This window comes from Pseudomonas sp. NPDC088322, from assembly GCF_044740745.1.
Classification (GTDB): Bacteria; Pseudomonadota; Gammaproteobacteria; order Pseudomonadales; family Pseudomonadaceae; genus Aquipseudomonas; species Aquipseudomonas shirazensis.
On sequence record NZ_JBIURK010000007.1, the window covers coordinates 347,287 to 366,987 of the forward strand.

The following is a 19,701-nucleotide window of genomic DNA, read 5'->3' on the forward strand; positions in this document are numbered from 1 at the left end:
CCTCGGAGCGCCGGGTATCTCCGGCGCTCCCCGTTTTCCAGATTTTCGGAGTTCGCCATGGCCATTGCAGTGCCCCTGAACGAAGGCGCAGGTAAAAGCCTCAAACAGCGCCTCAAGCATGCCGAGCGGGTCAACCGCTGGAAGGCCCAGGCGTTGATCGCGCCGCTGGCGCTGTTTCTTCTGCTGGTGTTCCTGGTGCCGATTGCGGCGCTGTTGTTCAAGAGCGTGGCCAACCCCGAGGTGGTCGCCGGCCTGCCGCGCACCGTTGAGGCGGTACAGCAGTGGGATGGCAAAAGCCTGCCTGGCGAACCGGTATATCAGGCGCTGAGCCAGGACCTGGCCGAGGCGCGCAAGAATCAGACCCTCGGTGACCTGTCCAAACGCTTGAACATGGAGCTGGCCGGTTACCGCAGCCTGTTGTCGAAGACTGCCCGGGCGCTGCCGTTCGCGAGCGAACCGGCTTCCTATAAAGAAGCACTGCAAAACCTGGATGAGCGTTGGGGCGATCCTGCCTACTGGCAGGCGATCCGCCGCAATACCAGTACCGTCACCCCGTATTACCTTCTGGCCTCGGTCGATCACCGCATCGATGATCTCGGTGAGATAGCCAAGGCCACGCCGGACCAGGCGATCTACCTGGATATCTTCACCCGCACCCTGTGGATGGGTGTTGTCATCACCGTGATCTGCCTGCTGCTGGCTTACCCGTTGGCCTATCTGCTGGCCAACCTGCCAACCCGGCAGAGCAACCTGTTGATGATTCTCGTGCTGTTGCCGTTCTGGACCTCGATTCTGGTGCGGGTGGCTGCCTGGATCGTGCTGTTGCAGTCGGGCGGGTTGATCAACAGTGCGCTGATGGCGATGGGTATCATCGACGAACCGTTGGAATTGGTATTCAACCGCACCGGGGTGTACATCTCGATGGTGCATATCCTCCTGCCATTCATGATCCTGCCGTTGTACAGCGTCATGAAGGGCATCTCGCCGAGCTATATGCGCGCAGCGATTTCGCTGGGCTGCCATCCGTTCGCCAGTTTCTGGCGGGTGTACTTCCCGCAGACCTACGCAGGTATTGGCGCAGGTTGCCTGCTGGTGTTCATTCTGGCGATCGGCTACTACATCACCCCGGCGCTGCTCGGCAGCCCGAACGATCAAATGGTCAGCTACTTCGTGGCCTTCTACACCAACACCAGCATCAACTGGGGCATGGCCACCGCACTGGGCGGGCTGTTGCTGCTGGCAACCGTGCTGCTGTACCTGATCTATAGCTGGCTGGTCGGCGCCAGCCGCCTGCGTCTGAGCTGAGGAGCCTTGTCATGCTGAGCCCCTACATGTCACCCATCGAGCGGGTGTGGTACTACGGCCTGCGGATCCTCTGCGGCCTGATCCTGTTGTTCCTGGTGCTGCCGATACTGGTGATCATCCCGCTGTCGTTCAACAGCGGCAGCTTTCTGGTGTACCCGCTGCAGGGCTTTTCGCTGCACTGGTATCAGGACTTCTTCGCTTCGGCGGAGTGGATGCGCGCCCTGCGCAACAGCATCATCGTCGCCCCTGCGGCGACTGTGCTGGCAATGGTGTTCGGCACCCTGGCCGCGATTGGCCTGACCCGCGGCGACTTCCCCGGCAAGTCGTTGGTGATGGCCCTGGTGATCTCGCCGATGGTGGTGCCAGTGGTGATCATCGGTGTCGCGAGCTATTTGTTCTTTGCCCCGCTGGGCTTGGGCAACAGCTTCATCTCGTTGATCCTGGTGCACGCCGTGCTGGGCGTACCATTTGTGATCATCACCGTGTCGGCCACCCTGCAGGGCTTCAACTACAACCTGGTGCGGGCCGCGGCCAGCCTCGGTGCCTCGCCGCTGACCGCGTTCCGTCGGGTGACCTTGCCGCTGATTGCCCCTGGGGTGATCTCGGGGGCATTGTTTGCCTTCGCTACCTCGTTCGATGAAGTGGTAGTCACGCTATTTCTCGCCGGGCCTGAACAGGCAACCCTGCCGCGGCAGATGTTCAGCGGTATTCGCGAGAACCTGAGCCCGACCATCGCTGCGGCAGCGACCTTGCTCATCGCTTTCTCGGTGGTGCTGTTGTTGACCCTGGAATGGCTACGTGGGCGCAGCGAAAAACTGCGTACGCAACAGCCAGAGTAGCCTGCTGGCGCCAGCCCCCACCCTCGGGCTGGCGCGCTGCAGCAGGATTGACACCAATCAGCCCCCATCCGGCAGGGCTGAGGTACAATGCGCGCCACCGTGATTTCTGCCTACAGGTGCGCCATGCAGCCCTACGCTATTGCCCCGTCCATTCTCTCTGCCGATTTCGCCCGCTTGGGTGAAGACGTCGACAAAGTACTGGCCGCCGGCGCCGACATCGTCCACTTCGATGTCATGGACAACCACTATGTCCCCAACCTGACCATCGGCCCGATGGTGTGCAGCGCACTGCGCAAATACGGCGTCACCGCGCCGATCGATGTGCATCTGATGGTCAGCCCGGTCGACCGCATCATCGGCGACTTCATCGAAGCCGGCGCTACCTACATCACCTTCCACCCGGACGCGACCACGCACGTCGACCGCTCGCTGCAGTTGATCCGTGACGGCGGCTGCAAGGCGGGCCTGGTGTTCAACCCGGCTGCCGGTCTGGAGACCCTGAAGTACGTGATGGACAAGGTCGATATGATCTTGCTGATGAGCGTCAACCCAGGCTTCGGCGGACAGAAGTTCATCCCCGGCACCCTCGACAAGCTGCGTGAAGCACGCGCGCTGATCGATGCCAGCGGGCGTGACATTCGCCTTGAGATCGACGGCGGCGTCAACGTCAACAATATCCGCGAGATCACCGCTGCTGGCGCCGACACCTTTGTCGCCGGCTCGGCAATCTTCAATGCGCCGGACTACCAGGAAGTGATCGCCAAGATGCGCGCCGAAATGGCCCTGGCCCGCCCATGAGCGGCTTCGAGCAGCTGTTCCCGGGGACGCTGCCCAAGTTGGTGATGTTCGATCTGGATGGCACGCTGATCGATTCTGTCCCCGACCTGGCTGCAGCGGTAGACCGCATGCTGCTCGAACTCGGTCGCCCGCCGGCCGGCCTTGAGGCGGTTCGCCACTGGGTCGGCAATGGCGCACCGGTACTGGTGCGCCGGGCACTGGCGGGAGGCCTTGACCACGGCACGGTCGACGACGCGCTGGCCGAGCAGGGCCTGTCCCTGTTCATGGAAGCCTATGCCGAGAGCCATGAGCTCACCGTGGTCTACCCTGGCGTGCGCGACACCTTGCGCTGGCTGCACAAGCAAGGCGTGGAGATGGCGCTGATCACCAACAAGCCGGAGCGCTTTGTCGCGCCGCTGCTGGATCAGATGAAGATCGGTCGCTATTTCCGCTGGATCATTGGCGGCGACACCCTGCCACAGAAAAAACCTGACCCGGCGGCGCTGCTGTTCGTGATGAAAATGGCCGGGGTCAGCCCGGCGCAGGCGGTGTTCGTCGGCGATTCGCGCAGCGATGTGCTCGCTGCCAAAGCCGCCGGGGTGCAGTCGGTGGGCCTCAGCTATGGCTACAACCACGGCCGGCCAATCGAGGAAGAATCGCCCAGCCTGGTGATCAGTGATCTACGCATCCTGTTGCCTGGTTGCGTAGTCACCGACACTGGGATAACGTTGGCCGACCTTCCAGCCTCCAAAGACAGAGAGTCCATCGTGGCGGTTATCGGCAAATACTGGATGAAAGTCATCAAGGCCCTGGCCCGTTGGCGTTGGCGCGCCTGACTTCTGCTCGCCGGCAGCTGCCGGCCCGTCCGTTTGCCTGACCCCATTGCTCTTGCTCCGAGGCTACTCATGACCCGCGAAGAATTCCTGCGTCTGGCCGCTGCTGGCTACAACCGCATTCCTTTGGCCTGCGAAACCCTGGCCGACTTCGACACGCCGCTGTCGATCTACCTGAAACTGGCTGATCAGGCCAACTCGTATCTGCTCGAATCCGTTCAGGGCGGCGAGAAGTGGGGCCGTTACTCGATGATCGGCCTGCCATCGCGCACGGTGCTGCGCGTACACGGCTATCAGGTGAGCATCCTTGAAGACGGTGTCGAGGTAGAAAGCCACGAGGTGGAAGACCCGCTGGCTTTCGTCGAAGCGTTCAAAGAGCGTTACAAGGTTGCCGATATCGCCGGCCTGCCGCGCTTCAATGGCGGCCTGGTCGGCTACTTCGGTTACGACTGCGTGCGTTATGTGGAAAAACGCCTGGGCGCCTGCCCGAACCCGGACCCACTGGGTGTGCCGGACATTCTGCTGATGGTCTCGGACGCAGTAGTGGTGTTCGACAACCTGGCCGGCAAGATGCACGCGATCGTGCTGGTCGACCCGTCTGCCGAAGACGCCCTCGAACAGGGCCAGGCGCGCCTGCAGGCGCTGCTGGCCAAGCTGCGCGAGCCGATCACGCCACGTCGCGGCCTTGACCTGAGCGGGCCGATGGCTGCCGAACCGGCATTCCGTTCAAGCTTCACCCAGGACGATTACGAGCGCGCAGTCGATACGGTCAAGGAGTACATCCTCGCCGGCGACTGCATGCAGGTGGTGCCGTCGCAGCGCATGTCGATCGACTTCAAGGCCGCGCCCATCGACCTTTATCGCGCGCTGCGCTGCTTCAACCCGACGCCTTATATGTACTTCTTCAACTTCGGTGACTTCCATGTCGTCGGCAGTTCGCCGGAAGTGCTGGTGCGGGTCGAAGACAACCTGGTCACCGTGCGCCCAATCGCCGGCACCCGCCCACGCGGTGCCAACGAAGAAGCCGACCGCGCGCTGGAAGACGACCTGCTGTCCGACGCCAAGGAAATTGCCGAGCACCTGATGCTGATCGATCTGGGCCGCAACGATGTCGGCCGTGTTTCGGCAACCGGCAGCGTGCGCCTGACCGAGAAAATGGTGATCGAGCGCTATTCCAACGTCATGCACATCGTCTCCAACGTCACCGGCCAATTGGCCGAGGGCTTGACTGCAATGGATGCACTGCGGGCGATCCTGCCGGCCGGGACCTTGTCCGGCGCGCCGAAGATCCGTGCCATGGAAATCATCGACGAGCTCGAGCCGGTCAAGCGTGGCGTGTATGGCGGCGCAGTCGGTTACTTTGCCTGGAACGGCAACATGGACACCGCGATCGCCATTCGTACCGCGGTGATCAAGGATGGCGAACTGCATGTTCAGGCCGGTGGCGGTATCGTTGCTGATTCGGTGCCTGCACTGGAGTGGGAAGAAACCATCAACAAGCGTCGCGCGATGTTCCGCGCCGTAGCCCTGGCGGAACAGACCCCGTCGCGTTGATGTGTTGAGTTGGCTGGCCGCCACGCGGCCTCGCTCCATCTGCCTGCCTTGTGCTTGACCCAGCGCCCCGTGCGGGATGACCCGCGCCTGGAGGCGCAAGCGCAAGGTCCGAATCAGAAGTCAGTCTTCTAGAGGTTTGCCGCACATGTTACTGATGATCGACAACTATGACTCCTTCACCTACAACGTCGTCCAGTACTTTGGCGAGTTGGGGGCCGAGGTCAAGGTCATCCGCAATGACGAGATGACCATCGCCCAGATCGAAGCACTCAACCCCGAGCGCATCGTGGTTTCACCTGGCCCGTGCACCCCGAGCGAAGCCGGCGTGTCGATCGAGGCCATTCTGCATTTTGCCGGCAAGCTGCCGATTCTTGGCGTTTGCCTTGGCCACCAGTCGATCGGCCAGGCCTTTGGCGGCGACGTAGTCCGCGCTCGCCAGGTGATGCACGGCAAGACCAGCCCGGTCCATCATCGCGACCTGGGCGTGTTTGCCGAACTGAACAATCCACTCACGGTGACCCGCTACCATTCTTTGGTGGTCAAGCGCGAGACCCTGCCCGAGTGCCTCGAGGTGACCGCCTGGACTGCCCACGACGATGGCTCTGTGGATGAAATCATGGGCCTGCGTCACAAGACCTTGAACATCGAAGGGGTGCAGTTCCACCCCGAGTCGATTCTTACCGAGCAGGGCCACGAGCTGTTCGCCAACTTCCTCAAGCAGACCGGCGGCCGCCGTTAAGGATTCGAGCATGGATATCAAAAGCGCATTGAGCCGTATCGTTGGCCACCTGGACCTGTCGACTGCAGAAATGAGCGACGTCATGCGCCAGATCATGACCGGCCAGTGCAGCGAGGCGCAGATCGGTGCCTTCCTGATGGGCATGCGCATGAAGAGCGAGAGCATCGACGAAATCGTCGGCGCGGTCTCGGTCATGCGTGAGCTGGCAGACAAGGTCGAGCTGGAAAGCCTCGACGGCGTGGTCGACGTGGTCGGTACTGGCGGTGACGGTGCGAACATCTTCAACGTGTCCACGGCAGCGTCGTTTGTACTCGCCGCAGCGGGCTGCAAGGTGGCCAAACATGGCAATCGCGCAGTCTCGGGCAAAAGCGGCAGTGCCGACCTGCTCGAGGCGGCCGGGATCTACCTGAACCTGACGCCAGTGCAGGTTGCCCGCTGCATCGACAGCCTAGGCATCGGCTTCATGTTCGCGCAGAGCCATCACAAAGCCATGAAGTACGCCGCTGGCCCGCGTCGCGAGCTGGGCCTGCGTACCCTGTTCAACATGCTTGGCCCGCTTACGAATCCGGCCGGGGTGAAACACCAGGTGGTCGGCGTGTTTTCTCAGGCGTTGTGCCGGCCGCTGGCCGAGGTGCTGCAGCGCCTGGGCAGCAAGCACGTGTTGGTGGTGCACTCCAAGGATGGCCTGGATGAGTTCAGCCTGGCAGCGCCGACCTTTGTTGCCGAGCTGAAAAAAGGTGAGATCAGCGAGTATTGGGTCGAGCCCGAAGACCTCGGCATGAAGAGCCAGAGCCTGCATGGCCTGGCGGTGGAAAACCCGCAGGCCTCGTATGAACTGATCCGCGATGCCTTGGGCCGGCGCAAGACCGAAAACGGCCAGAAGGCTGCCGAGATGATCGTGCTCAATGCGGGCGCCGCACTGTACGCAGCAGACCATGCAATGACCCTGGCGCAGGGCGTAGAGCTTGCCAGCGATGTATTGCACACCGGCCTGGCCTGGGAAAAACTCCAGGAACTGGGCGCCTTTACCGCCGTATTCAAGCAGGAGAACGAAGCATGAGCGTGCCGACCGTGCTGGAAAACATCCTCGCCCGCAAGGTCGAGGAAGTCGCCGAGCGCCGTGCCCGGGTCAGCCTGGCCGAGCTCGAGCAACTGGCCAAGGCTGCTGATGCGCCGCGTGGTTTTGCCAATGCGTTGATCGAGCAGGCCAGACGCAAGCAGCCTGCGGTGATTGCCGAAATCAAGAAGGCCTCACCGAGCAAGGGCGTGATCCGCGAAATCTTCGTCCCGGCCGACATCGCCGTCAGTTACGAGAAGGGCGGCGCGACCTGCCTGTCGGTGCTGACCGATATCGACTATTTCCAGGGCGCCGATGCCTACCTGCAGCAGGCCCGCGCGGCCTGCACGCTGCCGGTGATCCGCAAAGACTTCATGATCGATCCGTACCAGATCGTCGAAGCCCGTGCATTGGGTGCCGATTGCGTGCTGCTGATTGTCTCTGCGCTGGATGATGTGCGCATGGCCGAACTGGCCGCTGTGGCCAAGTCGGTCGGCCTGGATGTGCTAGTCGAAGTGCATGACGGCGACGAGCTGGAGCGGGCCTTGAACACCCTCGACACACCACTGGTCGGGGTCAACAACCGTAACCTGCATACCTTTGACGTCAGCCTGGAAACCACCCTCGACCTGCTGCCGCGGATTCCGCGCGAGCGCCTGGCGATAACCGAGAGCGGGATCTTCAACCGGGCCGATGTCGAGCTGATGGACATCAACGGGGTGTACTCGTTCCTGGTTGGCGAAGCGTTCATGCGCGCAGAGCAACCGGGGCAGGAATTGCAGCGGCTGTTCTTCCCGCAGCGGCCGGTACAGAACGTGGTTCAGGAACTGGACTGATTGACCTTGAAGCCGGCCATTGCCGGCTTCGTTGTTTCTACGTGGTGGCTAAAAGGTGGCATCCTGATGAGCGAACAACCTCTGGCCCTGACCGTCGCGCAGGGCCTGCAAGCCGAGCAGGACCTGCTCGCCGCCGTGTGCCGCGGCGATGCCGAGGCCGGCGTGCTGTTCTGGCGCCCGACCGATCAGGCGCTGGTGATGCCGCGGCGGCTGAGCCGACAAGAGAACTTTGAAGTTGCCTGCGCCGAACTGGCCATTGCCGGGTGGCCGGTGCTGTTACGCGAGACTGGCGGCGAACCGGTGCCGCAATCGCATGCAACTGTCAACGTCGCGCTGGTCTATGTTGCCCCGCGTAGCGAAGGCGACCATGGCCGTATCGAGAACGCCTACGAGCGCTTGTGTCAGCCGCTGTGTGAGGTTCTGCGCGAATGGGGCGGGGTGGCTTCGCTGGGCGAGATCGATGGCGCGTTTTGCGATGGCCGTTACAACGTCAACCTCAACGGGCGCAAGCTGGTCGGCACTGCTCAGCGCTGGCGCCAGGGCCTGGGTGGCAAGCGCCCGGTAGTGCTGGTGCATGGCGCCCTGCTGCTGGATGACCAGCGCGAGTCGATGGTGGCGGCGGTCAACCGCTTCAACCAGTGCTGCGGCATTGATCAGCACTGCCGCGCCGACAGTCATATCGCCCTGCATGAAGTGGCACCGGCAGTGCCCTGGTTCGAGCGCCTGTCCGCCGCCTATGCTGAAGTGATCGCAGGTTTGCCCAAGGATTAACGGGTACCGTAGACCACCATGGTTTTGCCCTTGACCTGAACCAGGCTGCGCTCCTCCAGATCCTTGAGGACGCGGCCGACCATCTCCCGTGAACAACCCACAATCCGCCCGATCTCCTGGCGGGTTATCTTGATCTGCATGCCGTCCGGATGAGTCATGGCATCGGGCTGCTTGCACAAGTCGAGCAGGCAGCGGGCGACGCGCCCGGTGACATCGAAGAACGCCAGGTCGCCGACCTTGCGCGTGGTGTTGCGCAGGCGCTGGGCCATCTGGCTGCCCAAGGCGTAGAGAATCTCAGGGTCGAGGCGGGCGACCTCGCGGAATTTCTCGTAGCTGATCTCGGCCACTTCGCATTCGGTCTTGGCCCGCACCCAGGCGCTGCGATACTGCTCCTTGCCGACTGGCTCGAACAAGCCCAGCTCACCAAAGAAGTCGCCATCGTTGAGGTAGGCAATGATCATCTCGCGGTCCTCGTCATCTTCGATGATCACGGTGACCGAACCTTTGATGATGAACGACAAGGTCTCAGCCCGGTCGCCGGCACAAAGGATATCGCTCTTGGCGGCAAACCGGCGGCGCTGGCAGTGCACCAGCAACTTGTCGATGTTCTTGATCTTGGCGGAGAGGGCGGACACAACCATCAGGACATCCTGTTCGATGCGATACAGAGGCTTTTCGGATCGGCTGGCAGGCCGCGCCAGTCATTTGGCGCCAGCTTATCAGGCGCTGCCCAGTGTATCGGCAGCGATGCGTGTTGAGTTGAGCTTTTCCGACGGGCTCACAAGGCTTAAGCTGGCACCCTTTCTACGTATCTGGAGTCGACAAGCATGAAGGCACGCATCCAATGGGCCGGTGAAGCCATGTTCCTCGGTGAATCGGGTAGCGGCCATGTCGTGGTCATGGACGGTCCGCCCGAAGCCGGTGGGCGCAACCTTGGCGTGCGGCCGATGGAGATGCTCCTGCTCGGCCTCGGTGGCTGCAGCAACTTCGACGTGGTCAGCATTCTGAAGAAATCGCGCCAGGCAGTGGAGAGCTGCGAAGCATTCCTCGAAGCCGAGCGCGCTGACGAAGATCCGAAGGTGTTCACCAAGATCCACCTCAACTTCGTGGTCAAGGGTCGCGGCCTCAAGGAAGCGCAGGTCAAGCGCGCTGTCGAGCTGTCAGCAGAGAAGTACTGCTCGGCGTCGATCATGCTCGGCCGCGCAGGTGTGGAAATCACCCACAGCTATGAGATCGTCGAACTCGGCTGAGTTGTTCCGTGTTGTAGAGCAAGGCCAGCCCGGGCACCAGCGCCAGCAACAGTGCTGGTGCATTGCTGGCCAGCAGGATGAAAGTCTCGGCGGTGCTCCACGTGGTGCCGAAGCATTGAGCAAACACCAGGCACTGCAACAGTGCCGTGATGCTGGCCGCCAGCAAGAAGACGCCAATCAGCAGTCGGCGTCTGTGGGTAAAGCAGCCCGCCAGCACAAACAGTAACTGCCCCGGCAGGCTCAACAGCAGCAGTTCAAGTGCACTGTTGCTGTCGGGTTCGCCCAGGCTGGGTAGCGTGAGACTGAAGCTCGCTTGCCGGATTTGCGCGGTCATCAGGCATATGAACAGGTAGGCCATCAACGGCAAGCCCAGACTTTGCAGCAGGCGCCGGGCAACTCTCGACATTATCGACGCAGCCCGGGTAACAGCGTGAGCAGGCGTTCGGGCAAGTTGCCGCGCAAGCTGGCACTGAGCTTTTCACGATGCTTTTGGTAGACAAGGCCCAGACCGATCACGCCGAGGCCGATCAAGGTCAGCAGCAGCGGGAACAACAGCGAGTCGGCAAACACCTGATAGGACAGGTAGCCCAGGTAGGCCGCCACGCCCATGGCGCCGAACACCATGAAGATCGGCCGTCGCAGCAGCACCGCCAGGCCCATCAGGCCCAGGTTGATCAAGCCATACATGGCTTTGCCCCATTCGCTGCCGCTGTCGAGCAGGGTCAACCCACCCCAGAACGCTGCCAGGCCAGCCAGGTAACCCCAGAAGGCGTAGTCCTTGCGCGTGCGTCCATCGACCACGATGCTCAGCAGCAGCACGCCCAGGCCGAACCAGACCGAGACCAGGCGCCGCTGCTCCCAGCTGAACGGCGCGCCGTATATCCACTCGGTCAGGTCCATCGACATGAACCACAGCGCCACGGCGATCGGCATGACGATGAACGGGAAGGTAATCAGGCGCAGCATCAGCAGGCCAGCGAGCACCGTCGCCGCCTCCATCAGCAGCCAGCCGGCTTGCACGTTGGTGTAGTACTGATGGAAGTCGACCTGAGTGTCGTCCAGCGGCCACCAGCCGAGCAAGCGCTGGAGAGCAAACACACTCAGCGGCACAATGCTCACCGCCACTGCGCCGAGCACGCCGGCAGGCACAAGCTGCTGGCGCCGTTGCAGGGCCAGGGCTGATATGGTCAATACGGCGATATACAGCAGGGCGATAGCCAGCAGTGCAGAATCACCGATGCTCATCCAGGCCTCGGTCAGCAGCCAGCCCATGGCGGCCATGATCAGCAGGCCGCCGAGGTAGAACGCTACATGTGCCAGTTGGAAGCTTGCCTGGACAACTGGTTGGCGCCGCAGAAAACTCAGCAGCGCCTGATCCTGGCCGGGTTGCAGAATACCGGCGTCGACCGCACGCGCCAGATCCTTGGCATCGAAACGTTCGGTCATCTGTGTATTCCTAGATACGGTAGGTGCTTTTGGTCATGACCTTGGCCATCAGGCTCATGCCAAAGCGCACGGGCGCCGGGAAGCGATAGCCGCCGGCTTCCAGTGCCGCGTCGGCATGGTGCTCTTCATCGACCCGCATCTGCTCGAGAATGGCTCGGGATTTTTCATCTTCGCTGGGCAACTGCTCGAGGTGTTCATCCAGATGCTTGCAGACCTGATGCTCGGTTGCCGCAACGAAGCCAAGGCTGACCTTGTCGCTGACCAGCCCGGCGATTGCGCCGATGCCGAACGACATGCTGTAGAACAATGGGTTGAGCACACTGGGATGGCTGCCGAGTTGGCGAATACGCTGCTCGCACCAGGCCAGATGGTCGATCTCTTCTTCGGCTGCATGTTCCATCGCTTTGCGCACCTGAGGCAGGCGGGCGGTCAGCGATTGCCCCTGATACAACGCCTGGGCGCAGACTTCACCCGTGTGGTTGATGCGCATCAAACCGGCGACATGGCGCGTTTGCGCGTCGTCCAGGTCAGCGTCGGGCTGGATGATTGCAGGAGAAGGGCGGGCAGGTTGGCCGCTGAAAGGGAGCAAGGTGCGCATGGCGGTATCGGCCTGCAGCAACAAGCGGTCGAGCGGCGAATAGTGACGTTCGGTAGCCATCGGGCACCTCCGCAAGAGTGATGCCCGACAGTTTACCGCAAACCCCTGGCCGGGGCTTGCCTTGGATCAGCCCGGTGGCCAGTGCATCTGGCGCTGGCCGAGCACGTGCATGTGAATATGGTAGACCGTCTGGCCGCCCAGTTCGTTGCAGTTCATGACTACGCGGAAACCGTCCTCGCAACCCAGCTCCTTGGCCAGACGCTGCGCGGTGAAGAGGATATGGCCGGCGACGGCCTTGTCATCTTCGGTCAGGTCGTTGAGGGTGCGGATCGGCTTTTTCGGGATAACCAGAAAATGTACCGGCGCCTGCGGGGCGATATCGTGGAAGGCCAGAACCTGGTCATCCTCGTAGATGATCTTGGCCGGGATTTCCCGGTTGATGATCTTGGTGAAGAGAGTCTCCACAGCACTTGCTCCATGGTCAGGGTCCGAGCTGAGTGTACCCAGCACGGCGCTGCGCGCACAGTGCTATTGCGCTTCCAGCGGGCAGTAACGGCGATTGATCAAGCCGGCCAGCTTGCGCGTCAACCAACGCGGCAGGAGGCGTGGCAGCCTTGCCAGCCAGCGATTACGCCGACCGGGCATGATCAGCGGGCGGTTCTTGTCCAGTGCGCGGACGGTATACAACGCCACTTCTTCGGCGCTCAGGCAGCGCTGACCGTTGTCCAGCCTGGGGATCTTGCGCAGTGCCGAGCGTACTGGGCCTGGACACAGCACCGAGACCTTGATGCCGGTACGGCCAAGCTCTTCGCGCAGGGCTTCGGAAAAGCTCAGCACATACGCCTTGCTCGCGGCATAGCAGGCCATCCACGGGCCGGGGGCCACAGCTGCCAGCGAAGCAACGTTGAGAATCTGCCCGCCGCCCTGGATCGCCATCAGGTTGCCAATGGCGTGGCACAGGCGGGTCAGGGCGAGGATGTTGACCTCGAGCAGGTCTTGTTCGTCAGCCCACTCGTGGGCCAGAAACGGGCCATACGTGCGTTGCCCGGCGCAGTTGACCAGCAGGTCAATGCGCCGCTCGCCTTCTTCCAGCTCAAGCACAAAGCCCGACAGGCGCAGCGGCTGGCTGAGGTCGCAGGCACGCAGCAGCACCTCGACGCCAAAGCGCTGAGCCAGCTCGATTGCCAGCGGTTCGAGGGTTTCGCGATGGCGCGCCACCAGGATCAGGCTACGGCCACGCCGCGCCAGGGCTTCCGCCAGGGCCAGGCCCAGGCCGCTGGAAGCACCGGTGATCATGGCGTAACGGGTCATGCGCGGCTCCTGGGGCGACGGAAAGGGGCGCTAGTGTACAGCGTGGCCAACAGAGGTGTTGCCTTTTGCTACAGCGCCCCGGCAGGTCAGAACGGTTTGACCACCACCAGAATGACAATCGCCAACAGCAGCAGTACCGGTACCTCGTTGAACCAGCGGTAGAACACATGGCTGCGCTTGTTGGTGCCGGCCGCGAAGCGTTTGCGCTGAGCGCCGCACATGTGATGGTAGCCGGTCAGCAGGATTACCAGCGTCAGCTTGGCATGCATCCAGCCCTGGCTGAGCCAGCCTGGGGTCAGGTAGAGCATCCAGATGCCGAACACGAAGGTGGCGATCATCGCCGGGTTCATGATGCCGCGATACAGCTTGCTCTCCATCACGGTGAAGCGCTCCTGGCTGGTGCTGTCCTCGCTTTGCGCGTGATAGACGAACAGCCGTGGCAGGTAAAACAGGCCGGCGAACCAGCAGACCACGCTGACGATGTGCAGCGCTTTGATCCATAGGTAAAGCATGGAGGGTGTTCCTTCAGGTTTTCACGGTGGTCGGATAGTAGTGGTGAAGCACCTGCCGGCGCATCCCAAGAGTTGTTACAGACGGCTGGCAGCCCTATCATCGTGCGCTTTCCAGTCGCATTGTTGATAAGGGGCAAGCGTTATGATCAAGGTCGGTATCGTCGGCGGCACGGGTTACACCGGGGTCGAACTGTTGCGTCTGCTGGCGCAGCATCCTCAGGCCGAAGTCGCGGTCATCACCTCGCGCTCGGAAGCCGGTGTGGCAGTGGCCGATATGTACCCGAACCTGCGTGGTCATTACGACGGCCTGGCCTTCAGCGTGCCGGACAGCAAGGCCCTTGCGGCCTGTGACGTGGTGTTTTTTGCCACTCCGCACGGCGTTGCCCACGCCCTGGCTGGCGAGCTGCTGGCGGCCGGTACCCGAGTTATCGACCTGTCGGCTGACTTCCGCCTGCAGGACGCGGTCGAGTGGGGCAAGTGGTACGGCCAGCCGCACGGTGCGCCGGAGCTGCTCAAGGATGCGGTCTATGGTTTGCCTGAGGTGAACCGCGAGAAAATCCGTCAGGCACGTCTGATCGCTGTGCCGGGCTGCTATCCAACCGCTACCCAACTTGGCCTGTTGCCGCTGCTCGAAGCTGGCCTGGCCGATCCATCGCGCTTGATCGCCGACTGTAAGTCCGGGGTCAGTGGTGCGGGGCGTGGCGCTGCGGTCGGATCGCTGTTCTGCGAGTCGGGCGAAAGCATGAAGGCCTATGCGGTCAAAGGGCACCGTCACCTGCCGGAAATCAGCCAGGGCCTGCGTCTGGCTGCTGGCCAGGACATCGGCCTGACCTTCGTCCCGCACCTGACACCGATGATCCGCGGTATTCACGCCACGCTGTACGCAAATGTCGTCGACAAGTCGGTCGACCTGCAGGCCTTGTTCGAAAAACGCTACGCCGATGAACCGTTCGTCGATGTAATGCCGGCTGGCAGCCACCCGGAAACCCGCAGTGTGCGCGGCGCCAACGTCTGCCGTATCGCCGTACACCGGCCGCAGGGTGGTGACTTGGTGGTGGTGCTGTCGGTAATCGACAACCTGGTCAAGGGCGCATCAGGGCAGGCGGTCCAGAACCTCAACATCCTGTTCGGCCTGGACGAGCGCATGGGCTTGTCCCACGCCGGCTTGCTACCTTGATCGCGGTGACCCGCCTTGTGCTGCGGCGTAAGGCGGGTCGCCTGCTGCTTACGTATTGTTGACCATTTTTCTCGGAGAAGCGGATAATAGCCGCCATCGAGTTTTATGGCGGCACTGCGCCGGGAGAGTCAACATGAGCGTCGAATCCTTCACCCCCACGGCTTTGCAGTTCACCCAAGGTGCTGCAAGCAAGGTGAAGAACCTGGTCAGCGAAGAGGGCAATGCTCGCCTGAAGTTGCGCGTGTTCGTGACGGGCGGCGGCTGTTCGGGCTTCCAGTACGGCTTCACCTTCGATGAAGAAGTGGCTGACGACGACACCATCGTCGAGCGCGAAGGCGTTGCGCTGGTGGTTGATCCAATGAGCTACCAATACCTGGCTGGCGCCGAAGTCGATTACCAGGAAGGTCTGGAAGGCTCGCGTTTCGTGATCAAGAACCCTAACGCCACCACCACTTGTGGCTGCGGTTCTTCGTTCTCGATCTGAAGCAGGGCTGTGATTGGCAAAACGCCGCGCAATTGCGCGGCGTTTTGCATTCTGCGGGGGCGTTAAGCGGGGTAGACAGCGCCGAGCACGCGCAAGCCCTTGGCGGCGGTAACGCTGGGGCGATTTGCGGGGATGCCCTGCAGGCAGCAATGCGCCAGCCAGGCGAAGGCCATCGCCTCGACCCAGTCCGGATCGACGCCATAGGCTGCGGTACTGGCGACCTCAGCGTCTGGCAACAGCTGCGCCAGGCGCTGCATCAAGGCGCCATTGCGCGCACCGCCGCCACACACCAGCAGGGCCTCGGTGGCGGTTTGGGCATTGCTCAGCGAGTCGATGATGCTGCGGGCAGTCAGCTCGAGCAGCGTGGCCTGCACGTCTTCGTCGCGGCAGGCGGGCAATGCTGCCAGATGGGCTTGCAGCCAGGGCAGGTTGAATACCTCGCGCCCGGTGCTTTTCGGGCCGCTGCCGGCGAAGAACGGGTCACTCAGCAGGCGTTTCAGCAGCGGCTCAATGATCACGCCGCTTGCCGCCCAATTGCCATCAGCGTCATATGCCTGGCCGCGCTTGCGCTCGATCCAGGCATCCATCAGCACGTTGCCGGGGCCGCAGTCGAAGCCGTGCACTGGCGTGGTCTGCTCGATCAGGCTGAGGTTGCTAAAGCCGCCGACATTGAGTACTGCCAGGCGCTGACCAAGGTGGCCGAACAACGATTCATGGAAGGCCGGCACCAGTGGCGCGCCCTGACCGCCGGCGGCAACATCGCGCCGACGAAAGTCTGCTACTACGCAAATTTCGGTCAGCTCGGCCAGTAACGCCGGGTTGCCAATCTGCACGGTGAAGCCGCGTGCAGGCTCGTGACGGATGGTCTGGCCGTGGCTGCCGATAGCGCAAATGTCATCAGCTTGCAGGCCTTGTGTGTCCAGCAGTTGCGCGATGCCCTCGGCGGCGAGGGTGGCCCAGCTGTTCTCGGCCAGGCAGGCGCGGGCTATTTCATCAGGGCCGCTGGCGCACAGGCTCAGCAACTGCTGGCGCAGATCGGTGGGCATCGGGGTGTAGTGGGTGGCAAGCAGCCGCAGCTGCTCACCCTGTTCGATCAAGGCGATGTCCAGGCCGTCGAGGCTGGTCCCGGACATCACTCCCAGATAGAGCGCCATGACTCAGCGCTTATTCGCGGCGAGCAGGGTGGCCTTTTCCTGGTCCATGCGGGCAACCAATGGCTGACTTTGCTGGAGGAAGCGCTGGCGCTCGGACTTGGCGATCGGATCAGCCATCGGCACCTTCTGGCTCAGCGGATCGACGTGGACACCACCTACCTGGAACTCGTAGTGCAAGTGTGGGCCGGTCGACAGGCCGGTAGTACCGATATAGCCGATGATCTGCCCTTGCTTGACCGTGCTGCCGGTCTTGACGCCTTTGGCGAAGCCTTGCATGTGGCCGTAGAGGGTCTTGTAACGGTTGCCGTGGGCAATGATTACAGTGTTGCCGTAACCACCACGACGGCCTGCCAGTTCGACACGACCATCGCCTGCAGCCTTGATCGGCGTACCGCGAGGGGCCGCGTAGTCGACACCCTTGTGTGCGCGAATCTTGTTCAGGATTGGATGCTTGCGGCCGTTGGAGAAGCGCGAGCTGATGCGGGCGAAATCCACCGGAGTACGGATGAATGCCTTGCGCAGGCTGTTGCCGTCAGCGGTGTAGTAGTTGGTGTTGCCTTGTTTGTTGGTGTAGCGCACTGCGGTGTAGGTCTTGCCGCGGTTGGTGAAGCGGGCCGAGAGGATATTGCCGGTGCCGACCACCTTGCCGTCCATGACCTTCTGCTCGTAGACCACGTCGAATTCGTCACCAGGGCGGATGTCCTGTGCGAAGTCGATGTCGTAGCCCAGTACACGGGCCATGTCCATGGTCATGCTGTGCGACAGCCCGGCACGCTGGGCCGAGGCCGACAGCGAGCTCTTGATCACGCCGTGGGCGTAGGCAGTGCGCACGACCGGTTTGCTGACTTCGCGCTCGAAGCTGTAACCCTTGTCGGTCTTGCTCAGGCGAATGGTTTCGAGGTTGCTGACCTTACTGTGCAGGGTGGTCAACTGGCCGTCTTTGTCCAGCTCGAACTGCAGTACCTGGCCATGCTTGAGCTGGCTGAACTGCTTGGCTTGCTTGCCGCTGGCGAGCACGTCGTGGACCACGTTGGACGGCAGGCCGACCTTGGCGAACAGGGTCGACAGGGTGTCGCCGCGGGCGACGATCACTTCACGATGGCCTGGCGCCTTCGGTGCTTCAACCGGTGCTTCGGTCTTGGCGGTGTTCTCGGCGGGGGTAGCGGCGTTGTCGATCTGGGCAAATGGCGAGGCTTGCTCGGCAGGTGCCTGCAGCATGGGTGCTGCGTTGGCTTCGTCTTTGAGCTGCTCGGCGGGAGTTTCCAGCTCGAGATTGAGGGTGGTTTTCTTGGCTTCGACTTCGCTTGAAGGGAATACCAGCAAGGCCAGGCTGAGGAGGGCGGCAATGCCGCTCGCGGCCACCAGATGGCTTTTCGGATAAAGCGGCGGCGCTTTAGGCGTTTCTTTAGGCATAGGAAGGTGACTTTGAAAAGGTGAATGAAAAAAGTGAAATAGAAAAGATGAATGACATGATGAAGATGAAATAACTGTATAAAATATAACCAAAAGCAGTTTCGCGCAAGGGCGCATAGACGTCAACAGCGCCCGTTCGGGTCACATCTCGTTGCCAAACTTGTATTTGATGGCCGATCTTGTATGGTTGGCTGCCTTTGAATCTGAGCCTTGCGGGTTTTCTATGAAGTCGGTTGAAGAGCAGCTGGCGCTTATCAAGCGCGGTGCGGAAGAGGTATTGGTCGAGTCGGAGCTGGTCGAAAAGCTCAAGCGCGGTCAGCCGCTGCGTATCAAGGCGGGCTTTGACCCGACCGCACCGGATCTGCACCTGGGGCACACGGTCCTGATCAACAAGCTGCGCCAGTTCCAGGAGCTGGGGCATCAGGTGATCTTCCTGATCGGCGATTTCACCGGCATGATCGGTGATCCAAGCGGCAAGAGCACCACTCGCCCGCCGCTGACCCGCGAGCAGGTCCTCGACAATGCCGAGACCTATAAACAGCAGGTGTTCAAGATTCTCGACCCGGCCAAGACCGAAGTCGCGTTCAACTCCACCTGGATGGACCAGCTGAGCCCCGCCGATTTCATTCGCCTGTCGTCGCAGTACACCGTGGCGCGGATGCTCGAGCGTGACGACTTCGACAAGCGTTACACCAGCAACCAGCCGATCGCGATCCACGAATTTCTCTACCCGCTGGTGCAGGGCTACGACTCGGTAGCGCTGAAGTCCGACGTCGAGCTGGGCGGTACCGATCAGAAGTTCAACCTGCTGATGGGGCGTGAGCTGCAGCGTGCCTACGGCCAGGAAGCACAGAGCATCGTTACCATGCCGCTGCTCGAGGGCCTGGACGGCGTCAAGAAGATGTCCAAGTCGCTGGGTAACTATGTCGGTATCCAGGAAGCGCCGGGGGTGATGTACAGCAAGCTGGTGTCGATCCCGGATTCGCTGATGTGGCGTTACTTCGAGCTGCTGAGCTTCCGCTCCATGGAAGAGATCGAGCAGTTCCGCGCCGATGTCGAGCAGGGCGCCAACCCGCGCGACATCAAGATCAAGCTGGCGGAAGAAATCGTCGCTCGCTTCCATGGTGAAGAGGCTGCGGCCAATGCGCACCGCGCTGCCGGTAACCGGATGAAGGACGGTGAGCTGCCAGAGGACATCCCTGAGGTGGCGGTCGCCGCTGTCGAGTCGATGCCGATTGCTGCAATCCTGAACAAGGCTGGCCTGGTGAAGAACTCGGCTGCAGCGCGTGACTTGCTGGCTGCGGGTAGCGTGAAGGTTGATGGCGAAGTAGTTGATCGCAGCTTTGTGTTTGCCTTGGGTGCGACCCATGTGTGTCAGGCAGGCAAGAAAGCCTTTGCGCGGGTTTCGCTGAAAGCAGAGTGATGTTTGCTTCTATATAGAGTGCTTGGCTGTATAGAGAGAGCGGGGAGGCCGAAAGGCCTCCCCGCTTTTGTTTGTGAGGGCCAAATGCACAAAGCTGAAATTAACGGTTGACGGGTTTCTGTAAGCGCTTATAATGCGCCCCACTTCCAGCGTAGTTGGAGCGGAAAACTCCTTGAGTTTCAAAGAGTTAGAAGTTTCAGAAGTGCTGCAAGGGCTTCGATC

Annotated in this window: 22 protein-coding genes; 13 read left to right on the forward strand and 9 right to left on the reverse strand. The window is 61.8% G+C overall.

Annotated elements, in window-relative coordinates:
• The first annotated feature begins 57 nt into the window (after window positions 1-57).
• The 9 genes from ACIOAU_RS19930 (at window position 58) to ACIOAU_RS19970 (ending at window position 8,711) form a co-directional block, all read left to right on the forward strand.
• Window positions 58-1,305, forward strand: coding sequence for an ABC transporter permease (locus tag ACIOAU_RS19930; protein ID WP_101322377.1), 1,248 nt, complete (start codon window positions 58-60; stop codon window positions 1,303-1,305).
• 11 nt (window positions 1,306-1,316) lie between these two features.
• Window positions 1,317-2,144, forward strand: a complete 828-nt coding sequence (locus ACIOAU_RS19935) for an ABC transporter permease (protein ID WP_150571175.1) — start codon at window positions 1,317-1,319, stop codon at window positions 2,142-2,144.
• A 123-nt stretch (window positions 2,145-2,267) separates the two neighbouring features.
• Window positions 2,268-2,942, forward strand: coding sequence for a ribulose-phosphate 3-epimerase (gene rpe, locus ACIOAU_RS19940; protein WP_150571176.1), 675 nt, complete (start codon window positions 2,268-2,270; stop codon window positions 2,940-2,942).
• Window positions 2,939-3,757, forward strand: coding sequence for a phosphoglycolate phosphatase (locus ACIOAU_RS19945; protein ID WP_150571177.1), 819 nt, complete (start codon window positions 2,939-2,941; stop codon window positions 3,755-3,757). Before rpe ends, ACIOAU_RS19945 begins: the two co-directional genes overlap by 4 nt.
• Window positions 3,758-3,826: 69 nt before the next feature.
• Window positions 3,827-5,308, forward strand: a complete 1,482-nt coding sequence (gene trpE, locus ACIOAU_RS19950) for an anthranilate synthase component I (RefSeq protein WP_101322373.1) — start codon at window positions 3,827-3,829, stop codon at window positions 5,306-5,308.
• A 145-nt stretch (window positions 5,309-5,453) separates the two neighbouring features.
• Window positions 5,454-6,047: an aminodeoxychorismate/anthranilate synthase component II gene (locus tag ACIOAU_RS19955; RefSeq protein ID WP_103435182.1), complete on the forward strand. Its 594-nt coding sequence runs from the start codon at window positions 5,454-5,456 to the stop codon at window positions 6,045-6,047.
• Between the two features lie 10 nt (window positions 6,048-6,057).
• On the forward strand, window positions 6,058-7,107 hold the full coding sequence (gene trpD, locus ACIOAU_RS19960) for an anthranilate phosphoribosyltransferase (RefSeq protein ID WP_150571178.1): 1,050 nt from the start codon (window positions 6,058-6,060) through the stop codon (window positions 7,105-7,107).
• Window positions 7,104-7,940 carry an indole-3-glycerol phosphate synthase TrpC gene (gene trpC, locus ACIOAU_RS19965; RefSeq protein ID WP_401184148.1) on the forward strand — a complete coding sequence of 279 codons (837 nt, stop codon included), beginning with the start codon at window positions 7,104-7,106 and terminating at the stop codon, window positions 7,938-7,940. The genes trpD and trpC overlap by 4 nt, the downstream gene beginning before the upstream one ends.
• A 66-nt stretch (window positions 7,941-8,006) precedes the next feature.
• Window positions 8,007-8,711, forward strand: a complete 705-nt coding sequence (locus ACIOAU_RS19970; RefSeq protein ID WP_101323126.1) for a lipoyl protein ligase domain-containing protein — start codon at window positions 8,007-8,009, stop codon at window positions 8,709-8,711.
• On the opposite strand, the gene crp is transcribed toward ACIOAU_RS19970, so the two are convergent.
• Window positions 8,708-9,352, reverse strand: a complete 645-nt coding sequence (gene crp / locus ACIOAU_RS19975; RefSeq protein ID WP_101322369.1) for a cAMP-activated global transcriptional regulator CRP — start codon at window positions 9,350-9,352, stop codon at window positions 8,708-8,710. The genes ACIOAU_RS19970 and crp overlap by 4 nt on opposite strands.
• A 186-nt stretch (window positions 9,353-9,538) precedes the next feature.
• On the opposite strand from crp, the gene ACIOAU_RS19980 reads away from it, so the two are divergent.
• On the forward strand, window positions 9,539-9,961 hold the full coding sequence (locus tag ACIOAU_RS19980) for an OsmC family protein (protein WP_101322368.1): 423 nt from the start codon (window positions 9,539-9,541) through the stop codon (window positions 9,959-9,961).
• Here ACIOAU_RS19980 and ACIOAU_RS19985 read toward each other — a convergent pair.
• The 6 genes from ACIOAU_RS19985 to hemJ all read right to left on the reverse strand — a co-directional run bounded on the left by ACIOAU_RS19985 (window position 9,927) and on the right by hemJ (window position 13,828).
• Window positions 9,927-10,319: a hypothetical protein gene (locus ACIOAU_RS19985; RefSeq protein WP_312389804.1), complete on the reverse strand. Its 393-nt coding sequence runs from the start codon at window positions 10,317-10,319 to the stop codon at window positions 9,927-9,929. The genes ACIOAU_RS19980 and ACIOAU_RS19985 overlap by 35 nt on opposite strands.
• Window positions 10,320-10,366: 47 nt before the next feature.
• Window positions 10,367-11,407, reverse strand: coding sequence for a DUF2157 domain-containing protein (locus ACIOAU_RS19990; protein WP_150571182.1), 1,041 nt, complete (start codon window positions 11,405-11,407; stop codon window positions 10,367-10,369).
• 10 nt (window positions 11,408-11,417) lie between these two features.
• Window positions 11,418-12,065, reverse strand: a complete 648-nt coding sequence (coq7, locus tag ACIOAU_RS19995) for a 2-polyprenyl-3-methyl-6-methoxy-1,4-benzoquinone monooxygenase (protein ID WP_401184154.1) — start codon at window positions 12,063-12,065, stop codon at window positions 11,418-11,420.
• Between the two features lie 66 nt (window positions 12,066-12,131).
• The gene (locus tag ACIOAU_RS20000) at window positions 12,132-12,470 is read right to left on the reverse strand and encodes a histidine triad nucleotide-binding protein (protein WP_101322364.1); all 339 of its coding nucleotides are present in this window, start codon (window positions 12,468-12,470) and stop codon (window positions 12,132-12,134) included.
• Between the two features lie 63 nt (window positions 12,471-12,533).
• Complete coding sequence (locus ACIOAU_RS20005) at window positions 12,534-13,316, reverse strand: SDR family oxidoreductase (RefSeq protein ID WP_101322363.1); 783 nt, start codon at window positions 13,314-13,316, stop codon at window positions 12,534-12,536.
• An 86-nt stretch (window positions 13,317-13,402) separates the two neighbouring features.
• Window positions 13,403-13,828, reverse strand: coding sequence for a protoporphyrinogen oxidase HemJ (gene hemJ / locus ACIOAU_RS20010; RefSeq protein ID WP_401184158.1), 426 nt, complete (start codon window positions 13,826-13,828; stop codon window positions 13,403-13,405).
• 142 nt (window positions 13,829-13,970) lie between these two features.
• Between hemJ and argC the strand changes: the two genes are divergently transcribed.
• Together argC and erpA are read left to right on the forward strand one after the other, a co-directional pair.
• Entirely contained in the window at window positions 13,971-15,005 is a 1,035-nt protein-coding gene (argC, locus tag ACIOAU_RS20015) for an N-acetyl-gamma-glutamyl-phosphate reductase (protein ID WP_101322361.1), read from the forward strand.
• 133 nt (window positions 15,006-15,138) lie between these two features.
• Complete coding sequence (erpA, locus tag ACIOAU_RS20020) at window positions 15,139-15,489, forward strand: iron-sulfur cluster insertion protein ErpA (RefSeq protein WP_101322360.1); 351 nt, start codon at window positions 15,139-15,141, stop codon at window positions 15,487-15,489.
• 62 nt (window positions 15,490-15,551) lie between these two features.
• Here the strand turns inward: erpA and ACIOAU_RS20025 are convergent, their stop codons facing one another.
• Both ACIOAU_RS20025 and ACIOAU_RS20030 read right to left on the reverse strand, forming a co-directional pair.
• Window positions 15,552-16,643 (reverse strand): anhydro-N-acetylmuramic acid kinase, encoded by a 1,092-nt coding sequence (locus ACIOAU_RS20025; RefSeq protein WP_150571183.1) that lies wholly within the window; start codon window positions 16,641-16,643, stop codon window positions 15,552-15,554.
• A gap of 3 nt (window positions 16,644-16,646) precedes the next feature.
• Window positions 16,647-18,056 carry a peptidoglycan DD-metalloendopeptidase family protein gene (locus ACIOAU_RS20030; RefSeq protein WP_181107977.1) on the reverse strand — a complete coding sequence of 470 codons (1,410 nt, stop codon included), beginning with the start codon at window positions 18,054-18,056 and terminating at the stop codon, window positions 16,647-16,649.
• A gap of 223 nt (window positions 18,057-18,279) precedes the next feature.
• Between ACIOAU_RS20030 and tyrS the strand changes: the two genes are divergently transcribed.
• Window positions 18,280-19,479, forward strand: coding sequence for a tyrosine--tRNA ligase (tyrS, locus tag ACIOAU_RS20035; protein ID WP_401184162.1), 1,200 nt, complete (start codon window positions 18,280-18,282; stop codon window positions 19,477-19,479).
• Window positions 19,480-19,701 lie beyond the last annotated feature (222 nt).

Coding starts and splice junctions, on each gene's coding strand:
- ACIOAU_RS19930 (WP_101322377.1), top strand. CDS start 58: ATGGCCATTGCAGTGCCCCTGAACGAAGGCGCAGGTAAAAGCCTCAAA.
- ACIOAU_RS19935 (WP_150571175.1), top strand. CDS start 1,317: ATGCTGAGCCCCTACATGTCACCCATCGAGCGGGTGTGGTACTACGGC.
- rpe (WP_150571176.1), top strand. CDS start 2,268: ATGCAGCCCTACGCTATTGCCCCGTCCATTCTCTCTGCCGATTTCGCC.
- ACIOAU_RS19945 (WP_150571177.1), top strand. CDS start 2,939: ATGAGCGGCTTCGAGCAGCTGTTCCCGGGGACGCTGCCCAAGTTGGTG.
- trpE (WP_101322373.1), top strand. CDS start 3,827: ATGACCCGCGAAGAATTCCTGCGTCTGGCCGCTGCTGGCTACAACCGC.
- ACIOAU_RS19955 (WP_103435182.1), top strand. CDS start 5,454: ATGTTACTGATGATCGACAACTATGACTCCTTCACCTACAACGTCGTC.
- trpD (WP_150571178.1), top strand. CDS start 6,058: ATGGATATCAAAAGCGCATTGAGCCGTATCGTTGGCCACCTGGACCTG.
- trpC (WP_401184148.1), top strand. CDS start 7,104: ATGAGCGTGCCGACCGTGCTGGAAAACATCCTCGCCCGCAAGGTCGAG.
- ACIOAU_RS19970 (WP_101323126.1), top strand. CDS start 8,007: ATGAGCGAACAACCTCTGGCCCTGACCGTCGCGCAGGGCCTGCAAGCC.
- crp (WP_101322369.1), bottom strand. CDS start 9,352: ATGGTTGTGTCCGCCCTCTCCGCCAAGATCAAGAACATCGACAAGTTG.
- ACIOAU_RS19980 (WP_101322368.1), top strand. CDS start 9,539: ATGAAGGCACGCATCCAATGGGCCGGTGAAGCCATGTTCCTCGGTGAA.
- ACIOAU_RS19985 (WP_312389804.1), bottom strand. CDS start 10,319: ATGGCCTACCTGTTCATATGCCTGATGACCGCGCAAATCCGGCAAGCG.
- ACIOAU_RS19990 (WP_150571182.1), bottom strand. CDS start 11,407: ATGACCGAACGTTTCGATGCCAAGGATCTGGCGCGTGCGGTCGACGCC.
- coq7 (WP_401184154.1), bottom strand. CDS start 12,065: ATGGCTACCGAACGTCACTATTCGCCGCTCGACCGCTTGTTGCTGCAG.
- ACIOAU_RS20005 (WP_101322363.1), bottom strand. CDS start 13,316: ATGACCCGTTACGCCATGATCACCGGTGCTTCCAGCGGCCTGGGCCTG.
- hemJ (WP_401184158.1), bottom strand. CDS start 13,828: ATGCTTTACCTATGGATCAAAGCGCTGCACATCGTCAGCGTGGTCTGC.
- argC (WP_101322361.1), top strand. CDS start 13,971: ATGATCAAGGTCGGTATCGTCGGCGGCACGGGTTACACCGGGGTCGAA.
- erpA (WP_101322360.1), top strand. CDS start 15,139: ATGAGCGTCGAATCCTTCACCCCCACGGCTTTGCAGTTCACCCAAGGT.
- ACIOAU_RS20025 (WP_150571183.1), bottom strand. CDS start 16,643: ATGGCGCTCTATCTGGGAGTGATGTCCGGGACCAGCCTCGACGGCCTG.
- ACIOAU_RS20030 (WP_181107977.1), bottom strand. CDS start 18,056: ATGCCTAAAGAAACGCCTAAAGCGCCGCCGCTTTATCCGAAAAGCCAT.
- tyrS (WP_401184162.1), top strand. CDS start 18,280: ATGAAGTCGGTTGAAGAGCAGCTGGCGCTTATCAAGCGCGGTGCGGAA.